19 protein-coding genes, 1 tRNA gene and 1 pseudogene are annotated in these 24,101 nt (G+C 56.5%); 6 read left to right on the forward strand and 15 right to left on the reverse strand.

What is annotated here, in order from left to right:
* Nucleotide 1: 1 nt before the first annotated feature.
* Entirely contained in the window at nucleotides 2-451 is a 450-nt protein-coding gene (locus CR254_RS11980; protein WP_097930256.1) for a (2Fe-2S)-binding protein, read from the reverse strand.
* Between the two features lie 180 nt (nucleotides 452-631).
* Between CR254_RS11980 and CR254_RS11985 the strand changes: the two genes are divergently transcribed.
* The 4 genes from CR254_RS11985 to fdhF all read left to right on the forward strand — a co-directional run bounded on the left by CR254_RS11985 (nucleotide 632) and on the right by fdhF (nucleotide 5,436).
* Complete coding sequence (locus tag CR254_RS11985; RefSeq protein ID WP_180955980.1) at nucleotides 632-1,243, forward strand: TetR/AcrR family transcriptional regulator; 612 nt, start codon at nucleotides 632-634, stop codon at nucleotides 1,241-1,243.
* An 87-nt stretch (nucleotides 1,244-1,330) separates the two neighbouring features.
* Nucleotides 1,331-1,948 (forward strand): FMN-binding negative transcriptional regulator, encoded by a 618-nt coding sequence (locus CR254_RS11990; protein WP_097930260.1) that lies wholly within the window; start codon nucleotides 1,331-1,333, stop codon nucleotides 1,946-1,948.
* A gap of 4 nt (nucleotides 1,949-1,952) precedes the next feature.
* A complete protein-coding gene (locus CR254_RS11995) occupies nucleotides 1,953-2,561 on the forward strand; it encodes a glutathione S-transferase (protein ID WP_097930262.1) in 609 nt (202 codons plus the stop codon).
* Between the two features lie 115 nt (nucleotides 2,562-2,676).
* The gene (fdhF, locus tag CR254_RS12000; RefSeq protein ID WP_097930264.1) at nucleotides 2,677-5,436 is read left to right on the forward strand and encodes a formate dehydrogenase subunit alpha; all 2,760 of its coding nucleotides are present in this window, start codon (nucleotides 2,677-2,679) and stop codon (nucleotides 5,434-5,436) included.
* Here the strand turns inward: fdhF and mnmC2 are convergent, their stop codons facing one another.
* A complete protein-coding gene (mnmC2, locus tag CR254_RS12005; protein WP_097930266.1) occupies nucleotides 5,437-6,108 on the reverse strand; it encodes a tRNA (5-methylaminomethyl-2-thiouridine)(34)-methyltransferase MnmC2 in 672 nt (223 codons plus the stop codon).
* A 47-nt stretch (nucleotides 6,109-6,155) separates the two neighbouring features.
* On the opposite strand from mnmC2, the gene CR254_RS12010 reads away from it, so the two are divergent.
* Nucleotides 6,156-7,265: an NAD(P)/FAD-dependent oxidoreductase gene (locus CR254_RS12010; protein ID WP_097930267.1), complete on the forward strand. Its 1,110-nt coding sequence runs from the start codon at nucleotides 6,156-6,158 to the stop codon at nucleotides 7,263-7,265.
* Here the strand turns inward: CR254_RS12010 and CR254_RS12015 are convergent, their stop codons facing one another.
* The 5 genes from CR254_RS12015 to CR254_RS12030 form a co-directional block, all read right to left on the reverse strand.
* Nucleotides 7,266-8,045 carry an FCD domain-containing protein gene (locus tag CR254_RS12015; RefSeq protein ID WP_097930269.1) on the reverse strand — a complete coding sequence of 260 codons (780 nt, stop codon included), beginning with the start codon at nucleotides 8,043-8,045 and terminating at the stop codon, nucleotides 7,266-7,268.
* 76 nt (nucleotides 8,046-8,121) lie between these two features.
* Nucleotides 8,122-8,856: a helix-turn-helix transcriptional regulator gene (locus CR254_RS12020; protein WP_097930271.1), complete on the reverse strand. Its 735-nt coding sequence runs from the start codon at nucleotides 8,854-8,856 to the stop codon at nucleotides 8,122-8,124.
* Nucleotides 8,857-9,022: 166 nt separating this feature from the next.
* Nucleotides 9,023-9,442 carry a response regulator gene (locus CR254_RS12025; protein WP_097930273.1) on the reverse strand — a complete coding sequence of 140 codons (420 nt, stop codon included), beginning with the start codon at nucleotides 9,440-9,442 and terminating at the stop codon, nucleotides 9,023-9,025.
* 77 nt (nucleotides 9,443-9,519) lie between these two features.
* Entirely contained in the window at nucleotides 9,520-10,320 is an 801-nt protein-coding gene (locus CR254_RS17930) for a hypothetical protein (protein WP_145996744.1), read from the reverse strand.
* 12 nt (nucleotides 10,321-10,332) lie between these two features.
* A complete protein-coding gene (locus tag CR254_RS12030; protein WP_097930275.1) occupies nucleotides 10,333-11,064 on the reverse strand; it encodes a hypothetical protein in 732 nt (243 codons plus the stop codon).
* Between the two features lie 205 nt (nucleotides 11,065-11,269).
* On the opposite strand from CR254_RS12030, the gene CR254_RS12035 reads away from it, so the two are divergent.
* Nucleotides 11,270-13,741 carry a chemotaxis protein CheB gene (locus CR254_RS12035; protein ID WP_097930276.1) on the forward strand — a complete coding sequence of 824 codons (2,472 nt, stop codon included), beginning with the start codon at nucleotides 11,270-11,272 and terminating at the stop codon, nucleotides 13,739-13,741.
* On the opposite strand, the gene CR254_RS12040 is transcribed toward CR254_RS12035, so the two are convergent.
* The 8 genes and pseudogenes from CR254_RS12040 to CR254_RS12075 form a co-directional block, all read right to left on the reverse strand.
* Nucleotides 13,738-14,409, reverse strand: coding sequence for an NYN domain-containing protein (locus CR254_RS12040; protein ID WP_097930278.1), 672 nt, complete (start codon nucleotides 14,407-14,409; stop codon nucleotides 13,738-13,740). The genes CR254_RS12035 and CR254_RS12040 overlap by 4 nt on opposite strands.
* Before the next feature lie 138 nt (nucleotides 14,410-14,547).
* Entirely contained in the window at nucleotides 14,548-15,543 is a 996-nt protein-coding gene (gene gap, locus CR254_RS12045) for a type I glyceraldehyde-3-phosphate dehydrogenase (protein WP_097930280.1), read from the reverse strand.
* 88 nt (nucleotides 15,544-15,631) lie between these two features.
* Nucleotides 15,632-16,228 carry a phosphoribosylglycinamide formyltransferase gene (gene purN, locus CR254_RS12050; RefSeq protein ID WP_097930281.1) on the reverse strand — a complete coding sequence of 199 codons (597 nt, stop codon included), beginning with the start codon at nucleotides 16,226-16,228 and terminating at the stop codon, nucleotides 15,632-15,634.
* On the reverse strand, nucleotides 16,225-17,253 hold the full coding sequence (gene purM / locus CR254_RS12055) for a phosphoribosylformylglycinamidine cyclo-ligase (protein WP_097930283.1): 1,029 nt from the start codon (nucleotides 17,251-17,253) through the stop codon (nucleotides 16,225-16,227). The genes purN and purM overlap by 4 nt, the downstream gene beginning before the upstream one ends.
* A gap of 57 nt (nucleotides 17,254-17,310) precedes the next feature.
* Nucleotides 17,311-17,736 (reverse strand): ABZJ_00895 family protein, encoded by a 426-nt coding sequence (locus CR254_RS12060; protein WP_097930285.1) that lies wholly within the window; start codon nucleotides 17,734-17,736, stop codon nucleotides 17,311-17,313.
* A 142-nt stretch (nucleotides 17,737-17,878) separates the two neighbouring features.
* On the reverse strand, nucleotides 17,879-23,146 hold the full coding sequence (locus CR254_RS12065; protein ID WP_097930287.1) for a DUF11 domain-containing protein: 5,268 nt from the start codon (nucleotides 23,144-23,146) through the stop codon (nucleotides 17,879-17,881).
* Nucleotides 23,147-23,344: 198 nt separating this feature from the next.
* Nucleotides 23,345-23,420, reverse strand: a tRNA-Ile gene (locus tag CR254_RS12070).
* 110 nt (nucleotides 23,421-23,530) lie between these two features.
* Nucleotides 23,531-24,101 (reverse strand): annotated as a pseudogene (locus tag CR254_RS12075) (integrase core domain-containing protein); the annotation flags it as partial.

Below are 24,101 nucleotides of genomic sequence, written 5' to 3' on the forward strand. Positions count from 1 at the left end.
ATCAGGACTCCATTCCGGCAGCGGTTTTGATCGCGGCCTTGATCCGGGGATAGGTGCCGCAGCGGCACAGATTGGTCATGGCGAAGTCGATATCCTGATCGGTGGGCTGCGGCGTTTCCTCAAGCAACGCTACAGCGGCGAGGATCTGGCCCGACTGGCAATAGCCGCATTGGGGCACGTTATGTTCGATCCATGCGCGTTGTACGCGGTGCAGGGTGCCGTCCAGCGCGATGCCCTCAATCGTAGTGATCTCACCAGCGGCATCCGCAACGGGCAGGGAGCAGGAGCGCACCGGCATGCCGTCGAGCAAAACGGTACAGGCGCCACAGGCCGCAACACCGCAGCCGAATTTCGGTCCCTTGATGTTGAGCAGGTCGCGCAGTGCCCATAGCAGGGGCATTTCGGGATCGGCGTCGATCTGATGGTTTTGACCGTTGACGTTTAGCTGCATACCGTGGCTCTCCTAACCCTGTCGGATGGGTGATATTTGGTATACGTGTGTGTTATGTCAATAAGAGAACCGTGGTCCGCTATGTGACTTGTCGTCAAGCATATCGTTTATTAAGTAGAGTATATGAATCAGAGTTTCCAACGCGCCCGCTCACCTGAGCACAAAGAATTACGTCGTCGAATGATCCTCGACGCGGCTGCACGTGTGCTGGATCGTGATGGCTTTAACGAGACCTCGCTGAACTCCATCGCGCAGGAGGCAGGGGTCGTGAAATCCGGCCTGTATCGTTATTTTGAAAGCCGTGAGGAAATCCTGATTGAGCTGATGCTCTCGGACATGCAGGACATGTGTGATGCCTTTGCACAGGATGTGACGGAGCAGTTGGATGTGGATCGTCTGGCGCAGATCACAGCCGACTGCTTTGTCGATCGGCCGCGGTTATGCCTGTTGATCAGCCGCATGGCCTCGACGCTGGAATATAACATCACATGTGAGACGATCCGCGGGTTCAAGCGTAAGATGAACGAGTGCACCGACAGCGTTGCCGCCAGCATGAACCGCGCAATCCCGCATTGGTCGCTTGATGACTGTCATAACGCGCTGCGGATGCAATATGTGCTGGTTTCGGGCCTGTTTCCGATGACCTGTCCGCCTGCCCATGTAAAGCGGGTGTTGGATGAGCCTGAATTTTGCAGCATGTCGCAGGAATTCGAACCGGCGGTCCGCTATGCAACGCAGGCCATGTTCCGTGGTGTTGATTCCATCGCAATGCAGCGGCATTCCGGCGTTTAACGGCGCATAGACTGCGTATCGGTCACAATCGCGTTCTTGATCCGGTTGCCACGTTCCGTCAGCACGAAGGTGCAAGGAGGAGCGGTCATGCATCCAAATCCCACATTCAGAAAATCAGGCAGGGCGCAAAACCTGCATTTCGCGCGGACCCGTGGTTTCGGCACGCTAAGCGTCGCGGTCGCGGGTGAGGTTGTGTCGGCTCATGTGCCGTTTGTGGTGGATGATGCGGGGGCGGTGGTTGGGTTGCACCTTGCCCGATCGAACCCGATTTTGCGTCACCCCGGTCGTGCGGTTTTGATGGTGACGGGTGCGGATGGATATATCTCTCCGGATTGGTACGGCGCGCCGGAACAGGTGCCGACATGGAACTATATCGCGGTGCATTTGCGCGGTGAGTTGAGCGTGCTGGACCCATCGGAACTGCGCCCGCATTTGCGGCAATTATCGGCGCGGTTCGAGCGGGGCTTGGACAAACCGGAATGGACACTGGACAAGATGAGTGAGGTGTCCATCCTGCGCATGGAACGCATGATTGTTCCCGTGCGTCTGATTATTGATGATGTTCAAGGAACGTGGAAGCTGAGCCAGAACAAGGGTGAGGCCCAACGGCTGCGCGCGGCGGATGCTGTGCAATCAGGCCATGGGCAGGAATTGCACGCATTGGCCGATGCGATGCGTAACCCGCCGGAAAACCAAGGGGAATGAGATTATGAAACTGTATGACAGCAAGACTTCGCCCTATTGCCGCAAGGTGATGATCCTCGCATTCGAGGCGGGCAAGGCCGATCAGCTGGACCTCGATTACGTTTCGGGTAGCGCGGTTGCGCCCAATACGATGCCGATTGCGGTAAACCCGTTGGGTAAGATCCCGTGCCTGGTCCGGCCCGAGGGGCCTGCACTGTACGATAGCCGCGTGATCTGCGCCTATCTGGATGATTTGTGGGGCATGGGCCTGTACCCGACCGGCGGGCGTCGTTGGGACACGCTGGCATTGGAGGCGACAGCGGACGGTATGTTGGATGCCGGATTGCTGTGGGTGTATGAGAGCCGCTTGCGCGACGAAAACATGCGACATCAGGGCTGGCTGGACGGCCAGCAGGCCAAAATCGCCCGCGGTCTGGACGCGCTAGAGGATCGCTGGATGGCGCATCTGCACGGTCCGCTGGATATGGGCCAGATCGCGGTTGGCGCGATGCTGGGGTATCTGGATTTCCGTCAGCAAGTTGGTGAGTGGCGCGACGGCCATCCATCGCTGGCGGCGTGGTACAGTCGCTTCGCGGAACGGCCCGCAATGCAGAAAACGGTTCCTGTCGAGTAACAGCTGTTTCCGATTGGAACGCCCGCGTGGCGTAAAAGCATGCGCGGGCGTCGGGAACCACGTTTCGTTTCGAGGTGGGGATCGGCTAGAATTGCCAAAAGGCCGGAGGAAACCCATGACTGATCGCATCACCTTTACGCTAGACGGACAGACCGTCACCGCCGCTGCTGGTGAGACGATTTGGGAGGTGGCGAATGGGCGTGGCCTGAAAATCCCGCATTTATGCCATCGCCCGGAACCCGGCTATCGCCCCGACGGAAATTGCCGTGCGTGCATGGTGGAAATCGGCGGTGAGCGTGTTCTGGCCGCGTCGTGTATCCGTGAGCCGGTTGAGGGGATGGAGGTTAACACCGCCTCGGACCGTGCAGTAAATGCGCGGCGCGGTGTGATTGAGCTGCTGATGGCGGATCAACCGGAGCGTCCGGTCGCCCATGACAAGTCCTCGCATTTCTGGGCCATGGCCGATGCACAGGGCGTTAGTGAGAGCCGCTACCCAACCATCGAGGTTGACCGTGTGCCCTTGCTGGATGACAGCCACGTTGCGATGCGGGTCAATCTGGATGCGTGCATTCAGTGTAACCTGTGCGTTCGGGCCTGCCGTGAGGTTCAGGTCAACGATGTGATCGGCATGGCTGGGCGTGGCCATGATTCAGAGATTGTATTCGATTTCAACGACCCCATGGGCGACAGCACCTGCGTTGCTTGCGGAGAATGCGTTCAGGCATGCCCGACCGGTGCGCTGATGCCATCCACCGCGATGGATGCGCAGCAGGTTGGCGACAGCGCGGATTTTGACCGCGAGGTGCAATCCGTTTGCCCCTATTGCGGCGTTGGCTGCCAGTTGTCGTTCAAGATCAAGGGGGAGAAGATCGTCTCCGTCGATGGGGCGGGGGGGCCTGCAAATGAAAACCGGTTGTGCGTTAAGGGGCGGTTCGGCTTCGATTATATCTCGCACGATCACCGTCTAAAAACCCCGCTGATCCGGCGTGAGGGGATGCCCAAGGGGCTGAATGTCGATCCGGCAAATCCGCTGGAAACCTTCCGCGAGGCAACGTGGGAGGAGGCACTGGATTTCGCCGCAAACGGAATGAAGGGGCGCGGGCGGCAGATTGCGGGCTTTGGTTCGGCGAAGTGCTCGAATGAGGAAGCGTATCTGTTTCAAAAGCTGATCCGGCAGGGGTTCGGCCACAATAATGTCGATCACTGCACGCGGTTATGTCATGCGTCATCCGTTACCGCCTTGATCGAGAATGTCGGCTCGGGCGCTGTTACCGCCACCTTTAACGAGATTGAAAACGCGGATGTCGCCATAGTTATCGGCGCAAATCCCGTGGAAAATCATCCTGTTGCGGCCACATACTTCAAGCAGTTCGCAAAGCGTGGTGGCAAGCTGATCGTGATGGACCCGCGTGGTCATGCCCTGAAACGGCACGCGGCGCATATGCTGCAATTCCGGCCGGGGGCTGATGTCTCCATGCTGAACGCGATCATGCATGTGATCGTTGAGGAGGGGCTGGCCGACCGGCAATATATCGAGGGCATGACCGAAAACTGGCCCGCCATGGTTGAGCATCTGAAGGGGTTCGCGCCGGAAAAAATGGCGGAGATGTGCGGCATCGATGCGGAAACCCTGCGCGCAATTGCGCGTGATTTTGCGGGGGCCAAGGCGGGCATGATCTTCTGGGGAATGGGCGTCAGTCAGCACATTCACGGGACGGATAATTCGCGGTGCTTGATTTCGCTCGCGCTGATGTGTGGGCATATCGGGCGGCCCGGAACGGGGCTGCATCCGCTGCGGGGGCAGAACAATGTGCAGGGGGCGTCGGATGCCGGATTGGTTCCGATGTTCCTGCCTGATTATCAGGATGTGATGGATGACGGGGTGCGTTCAGCCTTTACCGATGTGTGGAAATCACCGGATTTCAGCGCGGAAAAGGGTCTGACCGTTACGGAAATTCTGGACGGAGTTCATGCTGGCGATATTCAGGGCATGTATATTCTGGGTGAAAATCCGGCCATGTCCGACCCTGATGTTGAACATGCGCGACAAGCTTTGGCCAAGCTGGATCATCTGGTTGTGCAGGATATCTTCCTAACGGAAACCGCCAATTTCGCTGATGTGATCCTGCCTGCCAGCGCGTGGGCGGAGAAGACCGGAACCGTCACCAACACCAATCGTCAGGTCCAAATGGGGCGGCCCGCAGTGGCGTCACCGGGTCAGGCGCGTGAGGATTGGTGGATCACGACCGAACTGGCGCGGCGCATGGGTTTGGGCTGGGATTACACGCATCCGTCGCAGGTCTTTGCCGAGATGAAGGAGAATATGCGCAGCCTCGATAATATCACGTGGGATCGGTTGGAACGTGAAAATGCGGTGACCTACCCCGTGCATGGTCCTGATCAGGCGGGTGAGGCTGTGGTGTTCGGTGATGGATTTCCGCGCGCTGAGGGGCGGGCGAAGTTCACCCCCGCCGCTGTCATTGCGCCGAATGAGGTGCCAGATGCCGAATATCCAATGATCCTGACGACGGGTCGTCAGTTGGAGCATTGGCATACAGGGTCGATGACGCGGCGCACGACGGTGTTGGATCAGGTGGAGCCGGAGGCGAATTGCTCACTGCATCCGTCCACTTTGCGCAAGCTGGGAACCGTTGCTGGCGGTATGGTGCGCCTGACCACGCGCCGTGGATCGGTGGAACTGATGGCCCGTGCGGATCGGGCTGTTGCGCCGGATATGGTGTTTTTGCCCTTTGCCTTTGTAGAGGCGGCGGCGAATGTTCTGACTAATCCGGCGTTGGACCCCTATGGCAAAATCCCCGAATTCAAGTTTTCGGCCTGTAAGGTTGAGGCGGTTGAGGTGGTCGCGGCGGAGTAATTAATCCTGCATCACGCCGACGCTCATTTCCCGTTTGCGCCCGTAACCACCTATTTTACGGACGGTGAAACCACCTGATTTCAATGCGCGGCGCACGGCGCCCGCGCTGGTATAGGTTGCAAATGTTCCGTTTGGGGCAGTGTGGGCGCAGACCTGCGCCATCAATTCATCCGACCATAGTTCAGGGTTTCGGGCCGGTGCGAAACCGTCAAGGAACCATGCATCCGCACGTTCCTGCCATTGCGGCAAGGTGGTTAACGCCTGACCGATAATCAGGTTTAGCGTCACGGGGCCGACCTGTATCTGGCCACCATCGGGCGTATAATTTGCCAGCAGGGCGTCGCGCATCGGGCCGAGGATCTCCTGCCATCGCTGGGTCGCGCGGGCCAGATCAGCATAGGGTAGGGGATATGCCTCGAACGAGGTCATCTGGATCGGGCAGGGCGTGGCGGCTGCCAGCGCCATCAGGTTTAGGCCGGTGCCAAAGCCCAGCTCGGCCACGTGGAAACCGTCATACAAACGGTCGGGCAGGTTATTTCCAGCCAGAAAAGTATGCTGCGTTTCCTCCAGCCCGTTTTGCACCGAGAAATACGGATCGTCAAAGCGGGTGGAGAACGGCACATCGCCGTCGCGCCACGATAAGTTATCGGGTTTGGGGTCGTATTCCGTCATGGTCCGGCCTAGCGTGCAGTGAAACTCACAAACAGGTGGCATGACGAATGGCGGGCGACAAGGCCGATATCATTGTAGTGGGCGCGGGCGTCTTTGGTCTATGGACTGCGCGGGCGGCGCTGGCCCGTGGTTTGCGCGTACTGGTATTGGAGGCGGGACCCACCGTTGCCCATGGTGCTAGCGGCGGGATCGTTGGCGCATTGGCCCCGCATATGCCCGAACGCTGGGGTGAGAAAAAGCAGTTTCAATTCGAGGCGTTAACCGCATTGGCCCCTGCAATCGCAGCGGTTGAGGCAGAAAGCGGGCTGAGCACAGGGTATCACCGTACGGGGCGACTTGTGCCGCTATTGGATGATGCCGCACGGGACCGTGCACAGAGCCGTATCGGTGATGCGCGGGAAAATTGGGGTAACGCAGCGCAGATGCAAATTCTGCCCAGTGATGCCTATCCCGAATGGCTGGATGCCTCGGCTGCGCCTGCGGGGATTGTGCATGACACCCTGACCGGTCGCCTGCATCCCTCCGCGACCTGCCATGCCTTGGCCGAGGCTATCAGGCGTGCGGGTGGAATTATCGAGACGGATTGCGAAGTGTTGGACGTGCAATCGGGCCGCGTGAAAACTGCGCGTGGGGACCGGTTCGCAGATGCGATTGTTCTGGCCGCGGGTGTGCGTGGATTTGATTTGCTCGCGCCCCATGTGGGTGAGGTGACCGGCCGCGCGGAAAAGGGGCAGGCCGCGTTATTGGATGCGGATCTGGGTGACATTCCGCTGATCTACGCCGATGGTTTATACCTGATCGCGCATAAGCATGGCGGTGTTGCCGTCGGTGCCACCAGCGAGCGACAGTTTGACGGCGTGGGCACGGATGCTCTGCTAGACGACGTGATTGCGCGGGCGCGAGCTGTCAGCCCCAGGATCGCGCAGGCGCCTGTGCTGGCGCGGTGGGCCGGGTTGCGGCCACGGGCCAATGGGCGTGATCCGATGCTGGGGGCTGTTCCAAACGCCGCGGGTGTTTTTGCTGCCCTGGGCGCGTTCAAGATCGGCTTTGGCATCGGGCAAAAGGTGGGTGAGGTGCTGCTGGATGAGATCACCAACGGCACCGTAAATATGCCCGATAGTTTTCGTGTGGCGGCGCATTTGGGTCGGGGAAAGTAGTTAACTATCCCGTGGAATGCCGGTAATTTGTGAGTGGCGCAGCTGCGCGGTTTCCTCCTGCGCGGCACGGCGCAGATGAGCGCGCATGGAATCCTCGATATAGGTCAGGTGGTTCTCTAGCTCCGCACGGGCGCGGGCGGGATCGCGGGCCATGATGGCGCTGTGCACTGCCCGATGATGTTCCAGCAGAGCGGTGCGGGTGTCGCGCACGCCGAAGAGCAGGCGGCGATTGTAGAAAACACCCTTTTTCAGCATCTCGAACATGGAGCGCATCATGTGCATCATGACGACGTTGTGGGCTGCCTCGACAATCGACATGTGGAATTCGACGTCCAGCTCCGCCTCGGATTCTGGATTGCGCAGGGTATGCGCGGCCTCCATTTTCTTGAACACTGCGTCGATCACCTCCAGATCGGTGGGGGTGGCAAAGCGGGCGGCGCGCTCGGCGGCCATGCCCTCCAGATCGCGACGAAAGCTGAGATAGTCGAAAAACGCTTCCTCATGCGTGGAGAACAGTGCGATCAGGGACGGGGCGAAGGCGTTTCCAAGAACCTCGGCCACATAGGCACCGGCGCCGGGTCTGGTGACGATCAGTTCACGGTTTTCCAGATCGGATAGAGATTCACGCAGCGAGGGGCGCGATGCGCCTAGCTTCGCCGCCAGATCACGTTCCGCTGGCAAGCGTTCACCCGGGCGCAATACGCCGCGCAGGATTAGTGCCTCGATCTGCCGTGTGATGGCGTCGGAAACGCGCTCCTGCTCGATTTTCTTGAATGGCATTGTGATCCCAGCGTGGTCAATTGATCGAAACACTAACCGCCGGTATCGCAGGGGGGCAAGCCTTGTAACAGCCGGATTAGGCGGCGGATTTAATCAGGCCAGAACCGAGGCCACGAATGGCCGCACTGACCCGATCGTTGACGCCTAATTTTTGGTAAATGCGCCGCATATAGGCATCCACCGTGTTGTTAGAAATGGCGAGAATATCGGCGATGGAGCTGTTGCTCTTGCCCCGTGCAACCCACGACAAAACCTCCTGCTCACGCCGAGATAGCGGAGCGGATTCAGTTACCTGCATTTCCGAGCAGCGATGGTGGGTCATTTGGCAGGCCCACTGGATCGCACGCAAGTCAAGGCGATGATCGTTGGTTGCGTTCTGTTCCAGACCAAGCCCGAAATACCCGTTGAACCCGTTTGGGCCAAAGACCTGAACCGCAAGTCCGTCCCCCAAAACATGTGAGTTCCTACGATCCAAAAAACGGCGATCGGCATCTGACAGGTCACGCATTTGCGGCAGTTCTGACCAGAAAAATGGCTGCGATTGGTTCATTGCCGTGGTTGTAATTGGATCAAATTGCCACATTCGATCAGCGTAATAGGTTTCAACCCAATCCTCAGGAAAACCACGGGTACGAATTAGGAGCGGATCATCCGATGTTTCCCATGCAAATGGCATGGTCTGATACGTAAATTTATCGAAGCCCATATCGCTAAAATGATTTGCGAACCGATCCCAGATATCATCAACGCATTCGCAATTTGCGAGCTCACTGATGTACAGATCGATTTTCACAATGGTATCCGGAGTCATCGTCGATATCCCTAATGCGACGGGCACATAGTAGTGAAACCGCTGAGCGGGTTGTTCAGTTCCATTGAAAGTTGTGTTTTCGTCAATAAAAAATGGGCCCTCGCGTGCGCCATTTATAATCCGTTTTGTAACATAGGGTTACGAGGTATATCTATATAGTTTAAGTTTACCGGTGATCGGTTGCTGGTAAAAGTGCCTCGATGCATTTAATCAGATCCGAGAATGCCACCGGTTTCTGAAATACAGCATTTGCGCCCATCGACTTGGCTAGCTCCAAAACTGGCGGCAAGTGTTTTGTGCCACCTCCAACCCCTGAAACGCAGATAACGGGCAGTGCTGGCTGGGCCATTTTACCGCCTGTTGCACGCAGCAGGCCGATTAGCTTGATCCCGCCATCGCCCACGAAAACACCGTCACGCTGAACATAGACATCGGCAATAACCAGATCTGCGTGATTGTCGGACAGGTATTCAAGGCATTCACTAGCACCGTTGGTCTGTACGACGATATAGCCTGCCTGCTCCAAGTGAAGTTGCCACTCGGCTGCCAGTGCTATGTCATCTTCCATAATTACGATGGTTTTCATCGAAATTCCGCTTCTTGCAATCGGGCAGATCCAGATTTTACGGGATCGGCGTACACATACTACTCGCTAGTTGAATCCTATTTTATAATAAGACCTACGATTCCAGCAAACGTTTCTAGCATCGATTTATACTCAAAAGATAACGGATTTCTTGAGAATGAACCGGTAAAAAAGCATAGTGTTTCGGAATTTTTGATTGGCGTCCTAATCGTTAGTATAGAATTTAATCTAGTACGGGAGAACTCTGGTTGGGATGTCAACTTGCGGTCGATGAAGGTGATGCGCCGTTCTTGATGCAAGCTAGGGTCGTGATTCTGTACAAGAGTGCTCTCGTGGCTATCCAGCAAGGCTTGGCAGGTTTCAGAGCTTAGGTCCTCTGGGTTCAGAACATTGGCAGCAACTAACGTGCGTGCCCTGTGCGCAGAAACATGCATCAAGCCCACCTGTTGCGCACCAAGGACCGCACGTAGATTACCGCAAAGCAGCCGCGGGCGGTCCGGGGCGGCAACATCACTGACCTGACGTAGCAGCATGTTCAGCGCCAATGTTGGATTCAGGTTTTCTCGGGTGGGTATGGAGGGCGGCCGGAGATGGAGATAGGCTAACCCCTGTGAGCATCGAAGGTGTACCACCCGTTGACCGCAGGGCAGGCCGTATGCCCCTGCAATCAAACCTGTGCTTTGTGCCTGACCCAATCCCGCCGCATTGCGGAGATCATGCAGGTCAGAGCGGTTAAAGAAATCGCTGAGGCAGGGTAAATCCGGCACATCAGCGCGCAGATCATCGGAATACCCGATTAAGCACCGCAGCGTATCATCTGTAATAATAAGCTGCTCATGTGGAGCAAGTGGCCAAATTTGCGTCTTTTCTGCGCACATATTTGTTTCGAACTAGCCGCTGCTCGGCACGATACGCAAGGTCGGAGGAGATTGGGCACGCCCGTCAAACACAGTTGATGGCTCAACAATTCCGAGCTGTGCCGCTTCGTTCTCCTTAACGCGAACTAGGTCATCCGAAAGCAGGCGCTCGAAATTGTAGCAAACGTTATCGATTTCGGTGCGAAAGGCGATGATCTGTGCGTGCAGCCGCTCGACCTGCATGGTCGCGGTTTCCCGCAGGGCAGCATCAATCGAGTGCTCGAAATTACGCAAGGGCATATAAATCCGCTCAATTGCGTTGTCTACCGCAGCGGAAAGCGCCTTTAAGCTTTGATCATCGTTCAGCACTTCCGGGTGCAACAGGCGGGTCGCGTTACCCTGAAGTTTGCGGATGCGAATTGTCAGCGCCGTCACGTGTTCCGCGTAGATCCGAGAAAGAATTGCTGCACCGCGAATTTCACATCCAGCAACCGCCACATGCAAATCCGGTTTGCTCATCACGCCAGCCTCTGCCGGGGCTTGATCACATAGTGACAGGATCAGCGGGGCAACATCGATACCGAAAACTTGCTCGATCCTGCGGTCCTGATCAAAGCTCAGTTTGATCCGCGTGCCACCAACGCTCAAATCTACGCCAACAACCAGAATGCCAGATTCCACTGAACGGCGAGCATGAATGACAACTGCCGGTCCTAAATTGGCCCGTTTGGTGCCTTCATCATCATCTGCCTCTGAATTCATCATTTTATCAGCCCCCACTGCGTTATTGCTGCGAAGTATGCAGCGAAAGAGGGATTCCAGCAAGCTACGTATTCAACGCGTTTCTCTTAGGGAGATCGTGTCACGAAACTACGTGACGCAGGTGTTTCACTAGAACAGTGATACCAATGGGCGAGTTAAATTATCAAATATTGTTTTCCAGTTAAGGTTATTGAAGTCGGGTAAAATTATGATGAGTGACGCGTCGCTCAAGAAAATTTGGGTTGGGATTGGAGCATCGGCGGGGGGGCCGGAGGCGCTAGCCAGCTTAGTAAGAGGATTGCCCGAAAGCGTCGGTGCGACCTTTATTGTGGTGCAGCATTTGGCGCCGCATCATAAAAGTATTTTGTGCGAATTAATCCAACGTGAAACATCGCTGCGGGTCGGGGAGGTCAGTGACGGCCTGAGCCCGCAACCGGATCACATCTATATTGCGCCTGCCAATCACAATATTTTGGTGCAGCAGGGGACATTGGTTTTGCTGCCAGTTGACCCGACTGTGGGCGGGCCAACGCCCTCTATCGATACTTTTTTCACGTCACTTGCACAGGATCGCGGAGCCGCTGCGATCGGAGTCGTGCTGTCGGGTTCGGGGTCTGACGGCACGCGGGGGCTTGAGGCTATTCAGGCGGCAGGCGGAACCGCGATTGCGCAGGATGAAGCGAGCGCGAGATATAGTGGAAAGCCGCTATCTGCCTTGCAGGCAGGCAATGTTGATTTGGTATTGTCGGCCGAGGCTATCGGTCAGAAATTTACGCAAATTCTTGCAGCATCCGGGCAACGTGATCGCCTAGCGACGCTGATGCCGCCGGTTCAACATTTGGCTGAGATTAGCCAATTGCTATACACGCACACCAATGTGGACTTTCGTGAATACAAACCCTCAACTCTGTACCGCCGAATTGAACGCCGCATGGCAGCACTGGGGCTGATACAGGTTTCGGATTATGTTGATGTTCTACGCAACAGCTTGGCCGAGATAGATGCACTGTTTCGGGAGATGATGGTCTGTGTCACATCTTTCTTCCGAGATCCTGAGGAATTCGAGTGCTTTCGCGCCTCAATTAATGAAATTGTGCAGAAGGCGGATGGCATTACGCCGCTACGGGTTTGGGTTCCGGGATGTGCAACGGGCGAGGAAGTCTACTCAATTGCCATCCTGTTTGCAGAGGCTATGGGCGGCGCGGACGCTATTGATCGGAGTCGCTTGCAGATTTTTGCCTCTGATATCGACATGAAGGCACTGAAATTCGGACGGGAAGGTTTGTATTCTGCCGATGCTATCGCGCAAGTGCCCTGCGAATATCGCGACCGATATTTCGAGGCGACTGCGGATGGTCATAGGGTGCATCCGAACCTGCGCGATGTTGTTCTGTTTGCGGAGCATAACCTGTGTCAGGATTCGCCGTTCCGAAATCTTGATTTAGTCTGTTGCCGAAACGTGCTGATCTATTTCGGTGAAGATTTGCAGCATCGGGTAATGTCGAAAATCTATTCGGCGCTGAAGGATAGTGGAAAGCTGTTTCTGGGCTTGTCAGAGAGCGGAGGCGCTGTTGAAGATCTGTTTGCGCGCGTTGTGGGGGAGGGAAAAGTATTCAACCTGCGCGCTGGAGTGGAGGTTCCTGTCCCCACATTTTGCCCTGACAATGCGGCCCATTCGTCTATGCCAATGCGGCGCCCTGAACCGCAGAACTGTACATCCAAGTCGATTGATGGGCGTTTTGCTGCTCTGGTTCAGGCGCTTGGACCCAATGCGTTGATCGTAACGGCGCAAGCACAGATACGGTCGGTTTTTGGTAAACTAACTGATTTTATTGAGACACCAGTCAGCGCTACTCAGGTGCGGAATACCCTGCGTGGGCACTTGGCGGCTGAGGCACGCTTATTGGTAGCGTTAACACAGCGCGCCGGTGAAATGAGGCAAACCGGCTCACTACCCCATCCGACAACCGCAAAGGAAAGCGTGCGCTTACTGTGCTATCCCTTGGGTGCTGATGCGGATGGGGATGCACTGTTTCTGCTGGTTATCAAGCCGTTGGATGTTGACGCGTCTGGTGGTGATCTGGTCCGCAGCCGTGAGGTGGAAGAGGAGGCACTGCTCTACCGGATTGAGGAACTGGAGGCCTTGAATGAGGAGTTACGTACCCTCAGTGAGGAGGTGCATTCCACGAACGAGGAGTTGCAGGCCACCAGTGACGACATCGAGGCCGCGAACGAGGAACTGCAATCCACGAACGAGGAGTTGATTGCCGTTAACGAGGAACACCAGTTCAACGCGATACAGATGAGCCTTGCGGTGAGGGAGCTGGAGGCAATTCTGGCCAATGTGTCTGTGCCATTGGTTGTGGTGGATGCTGAACTGAATGTCGTTCGTGCATCATCGCAAGCGCAATCCTTACTGACGATCCCGGCTGAGGTGCAGCGGCCGCATATATCGGAATGCGAGTTGCCACCCAGTTTTCCTAAGTCACTGTCATTCCTGGTGGATGTTGTCGAGACCGGGAAAAGTCATGAAATGGATTATACACTAGAGGGTGTTCCGTCCGCGCTGTGTACGGTGCCATATCGGAACACGCGGAATGAGTTGATGGGGGCAGTTATGATGATTGTTCCAAAGGATACTCAAAACCGCAATCGACTGCCACCACGGCTAATTGATTAGCTGACAAAGCCCGCTGGGCAAAATTTAACCATCGCATCCGGCCCCTTGGGACCAACCTCGAATAGGGTCGGGCGCTGGGTCAGATATGTGCGCCAGTTTTTATCAGGGTAGGTGGCGATTCTGATGCCATGTTGTTTGTGCATCTGTACGCCGAGGATGGCCATTTTGATCCCATCCTGACTGCCCTGTGCGATAACGGTGCGAATTTTGGCGTCTAGGTCGGTATATTGCGGATTATCTCTTACAGGTTTTGCTGGCGCTGTGTTCAGGGCGGGCAGGGCGCGAAATGATGTGCAAGCGTGGCGAAAGCAGGTGGGGGATTTCGACTCTCCCATCCCATATACCGCTCGGCCATATTCCCGTAGGCGTAGAGCAAGATGTGAGAAATCACCGTCCGAGGTTGCGATCATAAAAGTTGTGATATCGTCACGGGCGGATACCTCCATCGCGTCAATGCAAAGCAAGATGTCTGCGGCGTTTTTCCCTGCTCCGGCATGCATGTAGCGATATCCGGGCATGCTGAGCCAATCGGAATTTTGCTGTCCGCATGTATAGACGCGGGCAATATCAACCTGCCCAAGCGTAGCGGCATGGGTTAATATTTGGGCTGAGTGTTTCGGGCTGACATTGTCGCCATCTATTAGAACAGCGACGCGCTGTCGGGTCATTAGAATCTCCAAGTGTGTGATGCTACTTGAATGATCTAGTGATCTGTTCGCGATATTTAAGTTTATGGTGGTGAAGTAAACAAAAAAAAGGGGCGCACCAAATGGCACGCCCCCATAAATTCATTCAGTAAATCGCAATTACAGTGAAGCCATTTTTACGGCTGTATCTGCCATGCGGTTCGAGAAGCCCCACTCATTATCGTACCAAGTCAGGATGCGGACCATGGTGCCGTCCAGTACTTTGGTCTGATCCATGTGGAAGATCGACGAATGTGGGTCGTGGTTGAAGTCGATGGAGACCAAGCTCTCATCCGTGTAGCCAAGCACGCCGTTCAGGCGGCCATCTGCTGCCTCACGAATGGCGGCGTTGATTTCCTCGATCGTTGTGTCGCGGCTTGCCTCGAATGTCAGATCGACTACGGAGACGTTTGGTGTCGGAACGCGGATCGCGACGCCGTCCAGCTTCCCTGCCAGCTCAGGCAGAACCAGACCTACAGCCTTGGCCGCGCCGGTCGAGGTCGGGATCATGCTCATCGCGGCTGCGCGCGCGCGGTACAGGTCGGAATGCATCGTGTCCAATGTCGGCTGATCGCCGGTATAGGAGTGGATGGTGGTCATGAAGCCCTTGGTGATGCCAACGGATTTGTTCAGCACATCAACAACAGGGCTGAGGCAGTTGGTGGTGCACGATGCGTTGGACACAACCAGATCTTCGGCGGTCAGCGTTTCGTGGTTCACACCGTAAACGATGGTTTTGTCAGCGCCTGCGCCGGGGGCCGAGATCAGCACCTTTTTGGAGCCATTTTTCAGGTGGATTGCAGCTTTTTCACGCGAGGTGAAGATACCGGTGCATTCTAGCGCCACATCAACATCGGACCATGGCAGGTCCTCTGGATTGCGGATCGCGGTAACGCGGATCGGGCCACGGCCAACGTCGATCGTGTCGCCGTCAACTGTCACAGTCGCGGGGAAGCGGCCATGGACGCTGTCATAGCGCAGCAGGTGGGCGTTGGTTTCAACAGGGCCCAGATCATTGATCGCGACGACCTCAATATCGGTGCGTCCGCTTTCGATGATGCCGCGCAATACGTTGCGCCCGATACGACCGAATCCGTTAATGGCTACTTTGACCATGGGTGTCTCCTCGTGCTGTCCCACGACGCTACGTCACGGGTTTAAGGGATAGATAACAATCGAGCGGCCTGTGTCCAGTCTGAGCCGCTCAAAGTCCTGTCATTGCCACGCGTGGCGTTTCATCGTCGCAAAATTTCGCGAGCACAGCAGGGTACAGGCGGTGTTCCTGTACCAGCACCTTATCGGCCAGCGTGTCGGGGGTGTCGTCGGCGGTAACGGGAACGACGGCCTGTCCGTAAATCGGGCCATCATCCAGTTCCGCCGTAACGCCGTGTACAGTACAGCCATGCACCGCGACGCCAGCCTCAATCGCGCGGCGATGGGTGTGCAGGCCGCGGAACAGGGGCAGCAGTGAGGGGTGGATGTTGATCATCCGACCTTCCCACTTAGCCGTGAATTCCGGCGTCAAAATCCGCATAAAACCGGCAAGGCAGATCACGTCCGGCTTTGCCGCCAGCAGTTCGTCATGCAGGGCGGCGTCGAAATCCTCACGACTGGTATAGTCGGTATGAGGCAGAACCCTGGTCGGGATACCCAGCGCGTCAGCCTTGGCAATGCCACCGGCGGAGGCCTTGTTCGACAGGACCAGAACGGGTTGCGCGTCGATGACACCGGCGCGCATTTCGTCCACAAGGCGGAGCATATTGGAGCCGCCACCGGAGATCAGGATGGCGACGCGCTTCAACGTAGGGAGCCTGAATAGGTGACGCCCTCACCGGCGATTACCTCGCCCAAATGGACGACCTCCTCGCCGTGATCCTCCAGCGCGGCAACGACTGCGTCAACGGCGCCTTCCTCAACGATCAGCACCATTCCGACGCCGCAATTGAAGGTTTTCAGGGCTTCAGCCTCGTCCAGATCGGCCTGACCGATCAGCCAGTCGAGGATGGCGGGCAGGGTGATCGCGTCGAGGTTGACGGTTACGCCGCATCCCTCAGGCAAGGCGCGGGGCAGGTTCTCGGTCAAGCCGCCGCCGGTAATATGGGCCAGCGCGTTTACGCCGCCCTCGCGGATCGCGGACAGGGCTTGCTTGACGTATAGACGGGTGGGGGCCAGCAGGGCCTCGCCCAATGTTCCACCCTCAAACGGGGCATCCCAGCCTAGGCCGGCATCGGCAACAATGCGGCGCACCAGTGAGTAGCCGTTGGAATGCACGCCAGATGATTTCAGGCCCAGCAACACGTTGCCAACCCCGACATTGGCGGGCAGGGCGGTGCCACGCTCCATCGCGCCGACGCTGAAACCGGCAAGGTCAAAGTCGCCATCGTGGTACATGCCCGGCATTTCCGCCGTTTCGCCACCGATCAGCGCACAGCCGGACAGGCGGCAGCCCTCGGCGATGCCCTCAACCACTTGCGCGGCCTCATCGATGTTCAGTTTACCGGTTGCGAAATAGTCGAGGAAGAACAGCGGTTCCGCGCCCTGACAGATCAGGTCATTCACGCACATTGCGACCAGATCAACGCCAACGCCGGCAACATGGCCGGTATCAATCGCGATGCGCAGCTTGGTTCCGACGCCGTCAGTCGCGGCGACCAGAACCGGATCGGTATAGCCTGCCGCCTTTAGGTCGAACAGGCCGCCAAAGCCGCCAAGACCTGCCATCACGCCAGAGCGGTTTGTGCTCTTGGCAGCTGGTTTGATCCGGTCCACGAGCGCATTGCCCGCATCGATATCCACACCGGCGGCGGCATAGGTCAGTTTGCTCATGGCACCCTCGCTCTGATTACTTGGCGTCCGTTTAGCGGCGGGCGCGTGGGCTGTCCATCACTTCGCTTTCAAATTGCGCTTTGCGTACAAAACCAAAAAGTAACGATTGATGAAGATCACCACCACGGTGAACAGAACCAGCGCCATTCCGGTTATCGTTGCGGTGCTGGTCGTGATCGGGCCACCGGCCGCCGCCAGAAACATCATAACGATCAAAATCTGGATCGAGAGGAAGGCAATCGCCGCCACAATTGCCCAGCGCCATGCCTCGGCCGAGGTGGGCAATACACCGCGCTCCTTGGCCCATTTCTGACCGACCAGCATTGCGGCCATCATCGGGGGGATAGCGGCAATCGCGCCTGCGCTTAACTCAAACCCGAAGGCGACCCGCATCAGCGCCAGCAGGGCCGCGCATCCGATAATCCCGACCAGTAGCCAGATAAGGTAGGTTCCCAGATAGGGTGTACGTGGCCGGTCGCTCATCAATTGTTCCTCTTGGTTCTGGGCCGTCATAGGTGGCCTGTCACTGTTCAATATCACTACGCGGGGCGATAGCTCAATTGATTAGCGCTGAACGCAGGGGCTTCGCCGCAACAATGCTGCGGCGAAGGTGTTTGCGGCTGCCCTATGGTGAAATTCTGACACGGAAAGTAACGGCGCCATTGTCGCCCGGTGTCAGGACACCCGTGCAGTTCCATTGTATTGCGCCCTGATAGCCAACCGTATTGGCGCCCGGAACAGCCAGCTCGCAACTGAGCGTAGGTGAGATTTGCACGGGCGTCGGAATCTCCACGGCTAGGGACGTGTAGGGCGGCGTTCTGTCGTAGATTTTTATGTCATCCACAGGCGCGGCCGATTGGTTGCTGAGATAGATCCGATACAGCAGGATATCATTCGGAGCACCGGAATTTGTCGCACCTTCGCCAGACAATTGGGTCTCATTTTCCACAGTCTTGGACAATGTCACCTCACCCTGCGCATTCGAGACGGTCACGACGTCCTGATCGGTCGGGGTGTAGGTTACGGTTGTTCCGGTAAACGTGGTCAGGGCGTTCAGCGTATAGGTGTAGCGACTGCCCGTTGATGCACCGGATGAGGCCGTTACACGCGACACCAGACAGATCGTTTGGCCATCCGTGACAGTGATCGCCGCATTGATCGCAGTTCCCGGAGTGCCGTTGCACGAGGGGTCCGTATATAGCGCGCTAGAGAAGGCGCCGCTGGGCACAGATGCCTCCTGCGAGATCGAGAACGTGACCGTACCGTCCGAAGTTGCCTCGTATACATGGGGCAGGACGGTGATTTGGCCGCTTTGAATTTGGCGCACCTGATCCTCGGTCAAGCTTGGCTGTGCAACCAGACCGATGTTCAGCGCAACCTGATCTCCGGTCGGGGTTGGCTCGAACTCGAACTCACCGTCGTGGGGATCGCCCACGACCAACCCAAACAGGCCGTCTGTCTTCTCCGACACTGTTAGAAAACCCGCATCAGGTGTCACACGGATCGTGACATTGCCGGTATAGGCGGCATCCAGTTCATAGGTCCATGTTCCGTCGGCAGCCAGATCTACCGTCGCCAGCAAGCTGCCTGAACCGTCCAGAATATCCAGTGTTGCGGATTGCGTTCCGGCCTCGGCTCCTTCGAATTCGGCATCATGTGCAGTTGCACCACCAATACCGTTATCGATGAACACATGACCTGACAGAGTTCTGGAGCCGCTATCAAAGATGAGGGTGTAAGAGGCCTCGTCATCATCAGCGATACCATCACCCAGATCATCGGCAACACGACCGACGCTCGGGTCGCTATCCGGATCGGGCAGCGAGCTGTAGACGATCTCGGCGTAGTTTGTGTAATTACCCTCGCCCAATACGGTTGTGGTGATGATCAGGGTTTCGGTCGCGCCGGCCAGGATTTCATCGACAAACCACAGGCCCGTATCGGGGTCATAGGTATCGCCAGTTGCGGGCGCATTATCCGACACATACGCGAAGCCGCTGGGCAGCCGGTCAATCACCTTAACGCTGGATGGCGAACCTGATCCGGCGTTGGAGATGCTGATGATCCAGTCAACGGTATCCCCCTCACTCACATTCGTGATCGCAGTTGTGGTGCCAGTGGCGGCAGCGATCTTTGTAATCGAGAGGTCGGAGCCTGAGGGATCAAAGCCGAAATCCTGATTTGCGGTGACCTGATCCGCAACAGCAACCACGCCCAGCAGGGGGTTGGATGTGCCGCTGAGCAGACCGCCACCAATGTCGGGATCGGACTCGTCCAATTCAACGCGGTAGGTGTAGCTGATCAGCAAATCATCGAAGGAGTAGGTGCCGTCTGGCTGTGTTTCTACCGTTCTAAGGAGGTAATCGTCGGAAATATCGGCTGTCCCATTGTCGATATAAAGGTCGATACTAATGCCGCCGCCCAAGTTTACCTCGGTCTCCTCACGAACATCCGAACCATCGCTATCATTATACACATTGCCGGTAATCGCGCCGAAATGGATGAGCGATGGACCACGGCAGGACGCGCCGTCGCTGCCATTGCCCTCATCAATCGGACTTGTGGCAAGAAAGAAGGGCACACCTGTAACAGTGTCGACCAGGTACAGCCCGTTCGAGCCTTCCTCATAGACATAGAAGTGGCCATCCTCATCAAACCATGCCGAGCTGAAGGTGCCGGTATAGATAGCTGGTCCAAATGCGGTTACTGCGGCTGCTCCGGCAATACCGCCATTCGCGTCCACCTTGACCACTTGATCGCTAAATTGATCGATTCCATAGAAAAAGCCATCGACAGGGTTATAGGCGAAATCCTGTACGCTAACGCTCTGGCTGAGTTGCAGGTCGCCCAGATCAGTCAGGTTAAAGCCAGTGCCATAATTGGTCAGGCTGACCATTTGCCATCTATTGGCGTCCTGCACATAGACCATCGTGCCATTCGGCAGGATGTCACCCGCGCGATTACTGGTCGCCGCTGTAAAGGGTACCGAGGAGGACTGCGTGAACGTGCCTGAACCATCCATCCGGTATACTTCGCGGCCACCCGGGCGCATCGAATAGAGGTAGCCGTCCACCTCGTTATAACCCCAGCCGGAGTTCAAATCGTTCGGCGCAAAGCCAATATCCGTGATCGCCATGCTGTAGCTGGAGCCGCTAGCCGACATATTCAGCCGTGCAAGCGCCCGACCATTACGGTCATAGCGATAGAAGCTGGAATCACAGATAAGAGGAGGGGGATCGTTCGAGATTGTTACGTCGTAATCCTCAACCTCACCATCAAAGACGATATCCAGACCCGTATTGTCCGTAGACCAGCGGAACCGTGCAAAGGTCGGCGCAAGTGTGGCACCGGCAGGCACGTCGAATTCGAACGTAATCTCGCCATTGGTGATGCCATCCTTATCCAGCGCATCGCCATCTTGCAGGTTCAGGGCAACTTGCTCACCCGCCTGACCGAATGTGCCATCGCCGCTAAAGTCGATGTAGGCCTGTAGATAGGAACTGCGCGCAGGCAGAGAGCCGCTATCGGTCACAGATACGGTGATCTGCGCGGTACTATTGCGATACAGGATCGGCATCACGACGCCGTCCTCGTCATCAGAGCCGTCCAGATCATCGCCCGTCGCGGTCAAACCGTTTTGCAACAGCAAATCGATATCCGGAGGGGTGACACCCATATAGTTCTCGGACGCGCCCTCTACGATGTGCTGCGGATCACCAAAGGTTACCGGCGCATCACCGCGATCGGTATCTGGTGGGGTTTTGATTGTTATGCCGTAATCCTCAACCTCACCATCCACGGCAGGCAGCAGGGCGTTCAATCCGAACACAGAGGACCAGCGTAGCCGCACGAAGGTTGGTGTCAGAACCGCCGAAGCCGGAACATCGATTGGGAAGCTGATTTCCCCGTTTACGGTGCCATCCAAATCGGATGGCCCACCATCGCGGATGTTTGACGCAACCTGATCGCCGATAGACAGGAAGGTGCCCTGACCGCCAAAATCGACCCAGGCCTGTAGGTAGCCATTGCCGGGGTTCGGTTCGTTGACGACAACAGTAACAACACGGGTAAGATCACCGTAGAGCTGCGGGAAGTCCTCGTCATTCTCATCGTCGATGCCGTCCAGATCATCACCGGTCGCATTGATCGAAAACTGGGGCGAGGAATCGCCGTCGCCGTTCCTGTCACCGATCCAATAGTCAGAGGTATCGGTGTGCTGTGGGTCGCCATAGGTCAGCGGCGCGTCACCGCGATCCGGACCAGAGGACAGATAGATTGTGGTGGGGTCATCTCGCCCATCACCGGGACCATAGCTGGGCGTGCCGTCACCATCCCCCGGGTTCTCGGAATCCGAGTCGTCGGATACAACCGTTCCACTGGGCGTTTCACCTGTCGCGCGCGCCTGGTTCGAGATTGTGGTGTCCAAATCTGCCGGTACGATGGTGTATAGCGCCGTATATACCGCGACCTCTCCCTTTACCGGATTGGCAACCAATGTACCCTCAGGCGAAAGGTAGGATGCAGCGGTGAAGGTCATCACTGGCGGTACACCGGCACCACTAAACTCGGTTTCAACCAATGAGACATTGGTCACATCCAGGTTGCCGAAGTTTTCCAACGTAAAGGTATACAGGATCTGCTCACCCGCATCGGCATAGCCGTTCAGGTTAAGATCGACCAATGTTGCTAGCTTTAGCAAGCCGATGGAGCCAACATCAATCGTTACCGTTGCGGTGTTTGAATAAATTGGCGGGTCACCGGGTAAAACGATGGGCGATTGATAACGATAATCAATCGGCGTTGGTGCGGCAAAGAATGCGACGAATGGGGTAAAGGTTAGCTCACCTGTGACATCGTCATAGCTCCACGTTCCCTCACCAACCACGTCGAACGAAACGCGATGGCCTGCACTGTCGGTTACGACATTGATCGCACCAAAGGGAGGGATCAGGTCAACCGCTTGCAGCGCATAATCACTGGGCATGCCGCTATTGTTCGCGGGGCCGTTATCGTTATTGGTCGCAACGCCGTCGTTGAGCAGGATGTTCAGAACGACAGGCTCACCCAATGCGCCCTCTTTATAGTCGTCTACGACATGCAGCGGATCCTGAAAGTCACCACATTTGATCTCGTATGTGTCGGCAACAACGTAGGTCGGGTTTGCGATTTGAACGAAGAATGTATTTTCCGCCGAACGGCCAAAGCTGAACGTCGATGACTGTGGGTAAAAAATCTCCAGGCCGGATGTCGGCTGGTTCTCATAGGTCCGGTCACCCGCAATAAAGAATGTATCAGTGCCCAGCGTCGCGTCAGGGCCGGGGATGTAACCGCGATATGTCGTGGCCGATCTGTCGACGCGGACATACTGAACCGTACCGTCACACATTTTGACGTATAGTTCTTCGTTGTTCGGGCCGTCCAAGTCGTTGATCTGAACGTTGATATCAGCAACGACAGGCACGCCGCCTGTGTCGCTGTAAATGTCGTAGGTTCCGGCCCGATACAGTGTGAAATCAAGAAAGTGTGGGTCCGGCCCCACGGAGCGCACCATGATCCGGCCATTCCCGGTCTGGAAATTATGGTCCAGCGTTGTTCCCGCCATCACGCCAACGATATCCACCGTAGTGCCGCCAACGGTACCGGCGTTCTGCCAGATGGCTCGCTTACCTGTGAAGCTGCCAACAACCGTGGGGTTCCCCACTGTGTTGAGGATAAGATCCTGTGCCTGCGCAGCCTGTGCGCACAGGGCTAGAAAAATGAGGCTGATAGAGGCGCGGATCGCTATACTTTTGCCGAATAATACTCGCAATGACTGCGACGCTAGATGCCGTATTTGGGCGGATATCTGTTTAACGGACGCGATAAACAGAACTGCGAATGCAACATTCAGCATGGGAATACTCTCTAAATAACCAAATTTTGGACACGTTATTTCCAATCATAATGTCATGCCGGGTGATCTGCTGGCATTGCCCAAAGGGATATGTCGGCCACTCTTAGGTGTAACCGATTGTGGCATGCGGACCGTTTCAACCCTGCCGCCCTATAGGAGGGTAGGGGCCATATCTGGCTAATGCAGAGTGCTTGAAAGTGGTGGGAGATCAGAGATTCGAACTCTGGACCAAAGCGTTATGAGCGCTCTGCTCTAACCGCTGAGCTAATCTCCCAATAGGGGCGTTATAGCGGTGTGCTGTTGCGCTATCAATCCGTGATTAGTGACAAATTTTGTCGCAAAATTGCCTTAGGGCGCGTGACCTGCCCCCCGAGGCTCCGTCATTTATAATGAGAGTTTGCGGGTGTGATTTTCATATTGTTCGTCGTCGGTTTGGGCAAGCGCGTCGTGCGCGGAGGCCTCAAATTGCTGAAGCGCCCGACGCGCTTCAGCGGGTGTTTGGTTCTCCAGTGATGAGTGCGGTCTGACGTTGTTGTAATCGTATCGCCAGAGCGCCAGCTTACGGCGGGCGTCGTCCAGGCTGTCGAACCATTCTTCGTTCAGCAGTTCATCTCGCAGGCTCCCGTTGAAGGACTCGATGAAGCCGTTCTGTTGCGGCTTTCCAGGATCGATGTAGTGCCACTCGACATCGTTCTCGTTCGCCCATTTCAGGATCGCACGACTGGTGAACTCGGTCCCATTATCGCTGACAATGCAGGCGGGCTTGCCATATATCCGCACAAGCGCGTCCAACTCACGTGCCACCCGCGCGCCAGAGATGCTGGGGTTGGCGTGTCCATCGACGCACGGGGCAACCGCGCCTCACGTGCCACCCGCGCGCCAGAGATGCTGGTGTCCGCCATGAGGCACAGATTCTCGCGGCAGCAATCATCATTCACTGCCAAGATGCGGAACT

It is taken from the genome of Pontivivens marinum (assembly GCF_900231835.1).
Classification (GTDB): domain Bacteria; phylum Pseudomonadota; class Alphaproteobacteria; order Rhodobacterales; family Rhodobacteraceae; genus Pontivivens; species Pontivivens marinum.

Excerpts from the sequence above, each read along its gene's own strand:
- CR254_RS12040 (WP_097930278.1), bottom strand. The coding sequence starts at position 14,409 with ATGACCCGACAGCGCGTCGCTGTTCTAATAGATGGCGACAATGTCAGC.
- CR254_RS12065 (WP_097930287.1), bottom strand. The coding sequence starts at position 23,146 with ATGCTGAATGTTGCATTCGCAGTTCTGTTTATCGCGTCCGTTAAACAG.
- purM (WP_097930283.1), bottom strand. The coding sequence starts at position 17,253 with ATGAGCAAACTGACCTATGCCGCCGCCGGTGTGGATATCGATGCGGGC.
- CR254_RS11995 (WP_097930262.1), top strand. The coding sequence starts at position 1,953 with ATGAAACTGTATGACAGCAAGACTTCGCCCTATTGCCGCAAGGTGATG.
- fdhF (WP_097930264.1), top strand. The coding sequence starts at position 2,677 with ATGACTGATCGCATCACCTTTACGCTAGACGGACAGACCGTCACCGCC.
- CR254_RS12020 (WP_097930271.1), bottom strand. The coding sequence starts at position 8,856 with ATGACTCCGGATACCATTGTGAAAATCGATCTGTACATCAGTGAGCTC.
- CR254_RS11985 (WP_180955980.1), top strand. The coding sequence starts at position 632 with ATGATCCTCGACGCGGCTGCACGTGTGCTGGATCGTGATGGCTTTAAC.
- CR254_RS11980 (WP_097930256.1), bottom strand. The coding sequence starts at position 451 with ATGCAGCTAAACGTCAACGGTCAAAACCATCAGATCGACGCCGATCCC.
- CR254_RS12010 (WP_097930267.1), top strand. The coding sequence starts at position 6,156 with ATGGCGGGCGACAAGGCCGATATCATTGTAGTGGGCGCGGGCGTCTTT.
- CR254_RS11990 (WP_097930260.1), top strand. The coding sequence starts at position 1,331 with ATGCATCCAAATCCCACATTCAGAAAATCAGGCAGGGCGCAAAACCTG.
- CR254_RS12060 (WP_097930285.1), bottom strand. The coding sequence starts at position 17,736 with ATGAGCGACCGGCCACGTACACCCTATCTGGGAACCTACCTTATCTGG.
- gap (WP_097930280.1), bottom strand. The coding sequence starts at position 15,543 with ATGGTCAAAGTAGCCATTAACGGATTCGGTCGTATCGGGCGCAACGTA.
- CR254_RS12025 (WP_097930273.1), bottom strand. The coding sequence starts at position 9,442 with ATGAAAACCATCGTAATTATGGAAGATGACATAGCACTGGCAGCCGAG.
- CR254_RS12035 (WP_097930276.1), top strand. The coding sequence starts at position 11,270 with ATGATGAGTGACGCGTCGCTCAAGAAAATTTGGGTTGGGATTGGAGCA.
- mnmC2 (WP_097930266.1), bottom strand. The coding sequence starts at position 6,108 with ATGACGGAATACGACCCCAAACCCGATAACTTATCGTGGCGCGACGGC.
- CR254_RS12030 (WP_097930275.1), bottom strand. The coding sequence starts at position 11,064 with ATGATGAATTCAGAGGCAGATGATGATGAAGGCACCAAACGGGCCAAT.
- CR254_RS12015 (WP_097930269.1), bottom strand. The coding sequence starts at position 8,045 with ATGCCATTCAAGAAAATCGAGCAGGAGCGCGTTTCCGACGCCATCACA.
- CR254_RS17930 (WP_145996744.1), bottom strand. The coding sequence starts at position 10,320 with ATGTGCGCAGAAAAGACGCAAATTTGGCCACTTGCTCCACATGAGCAG.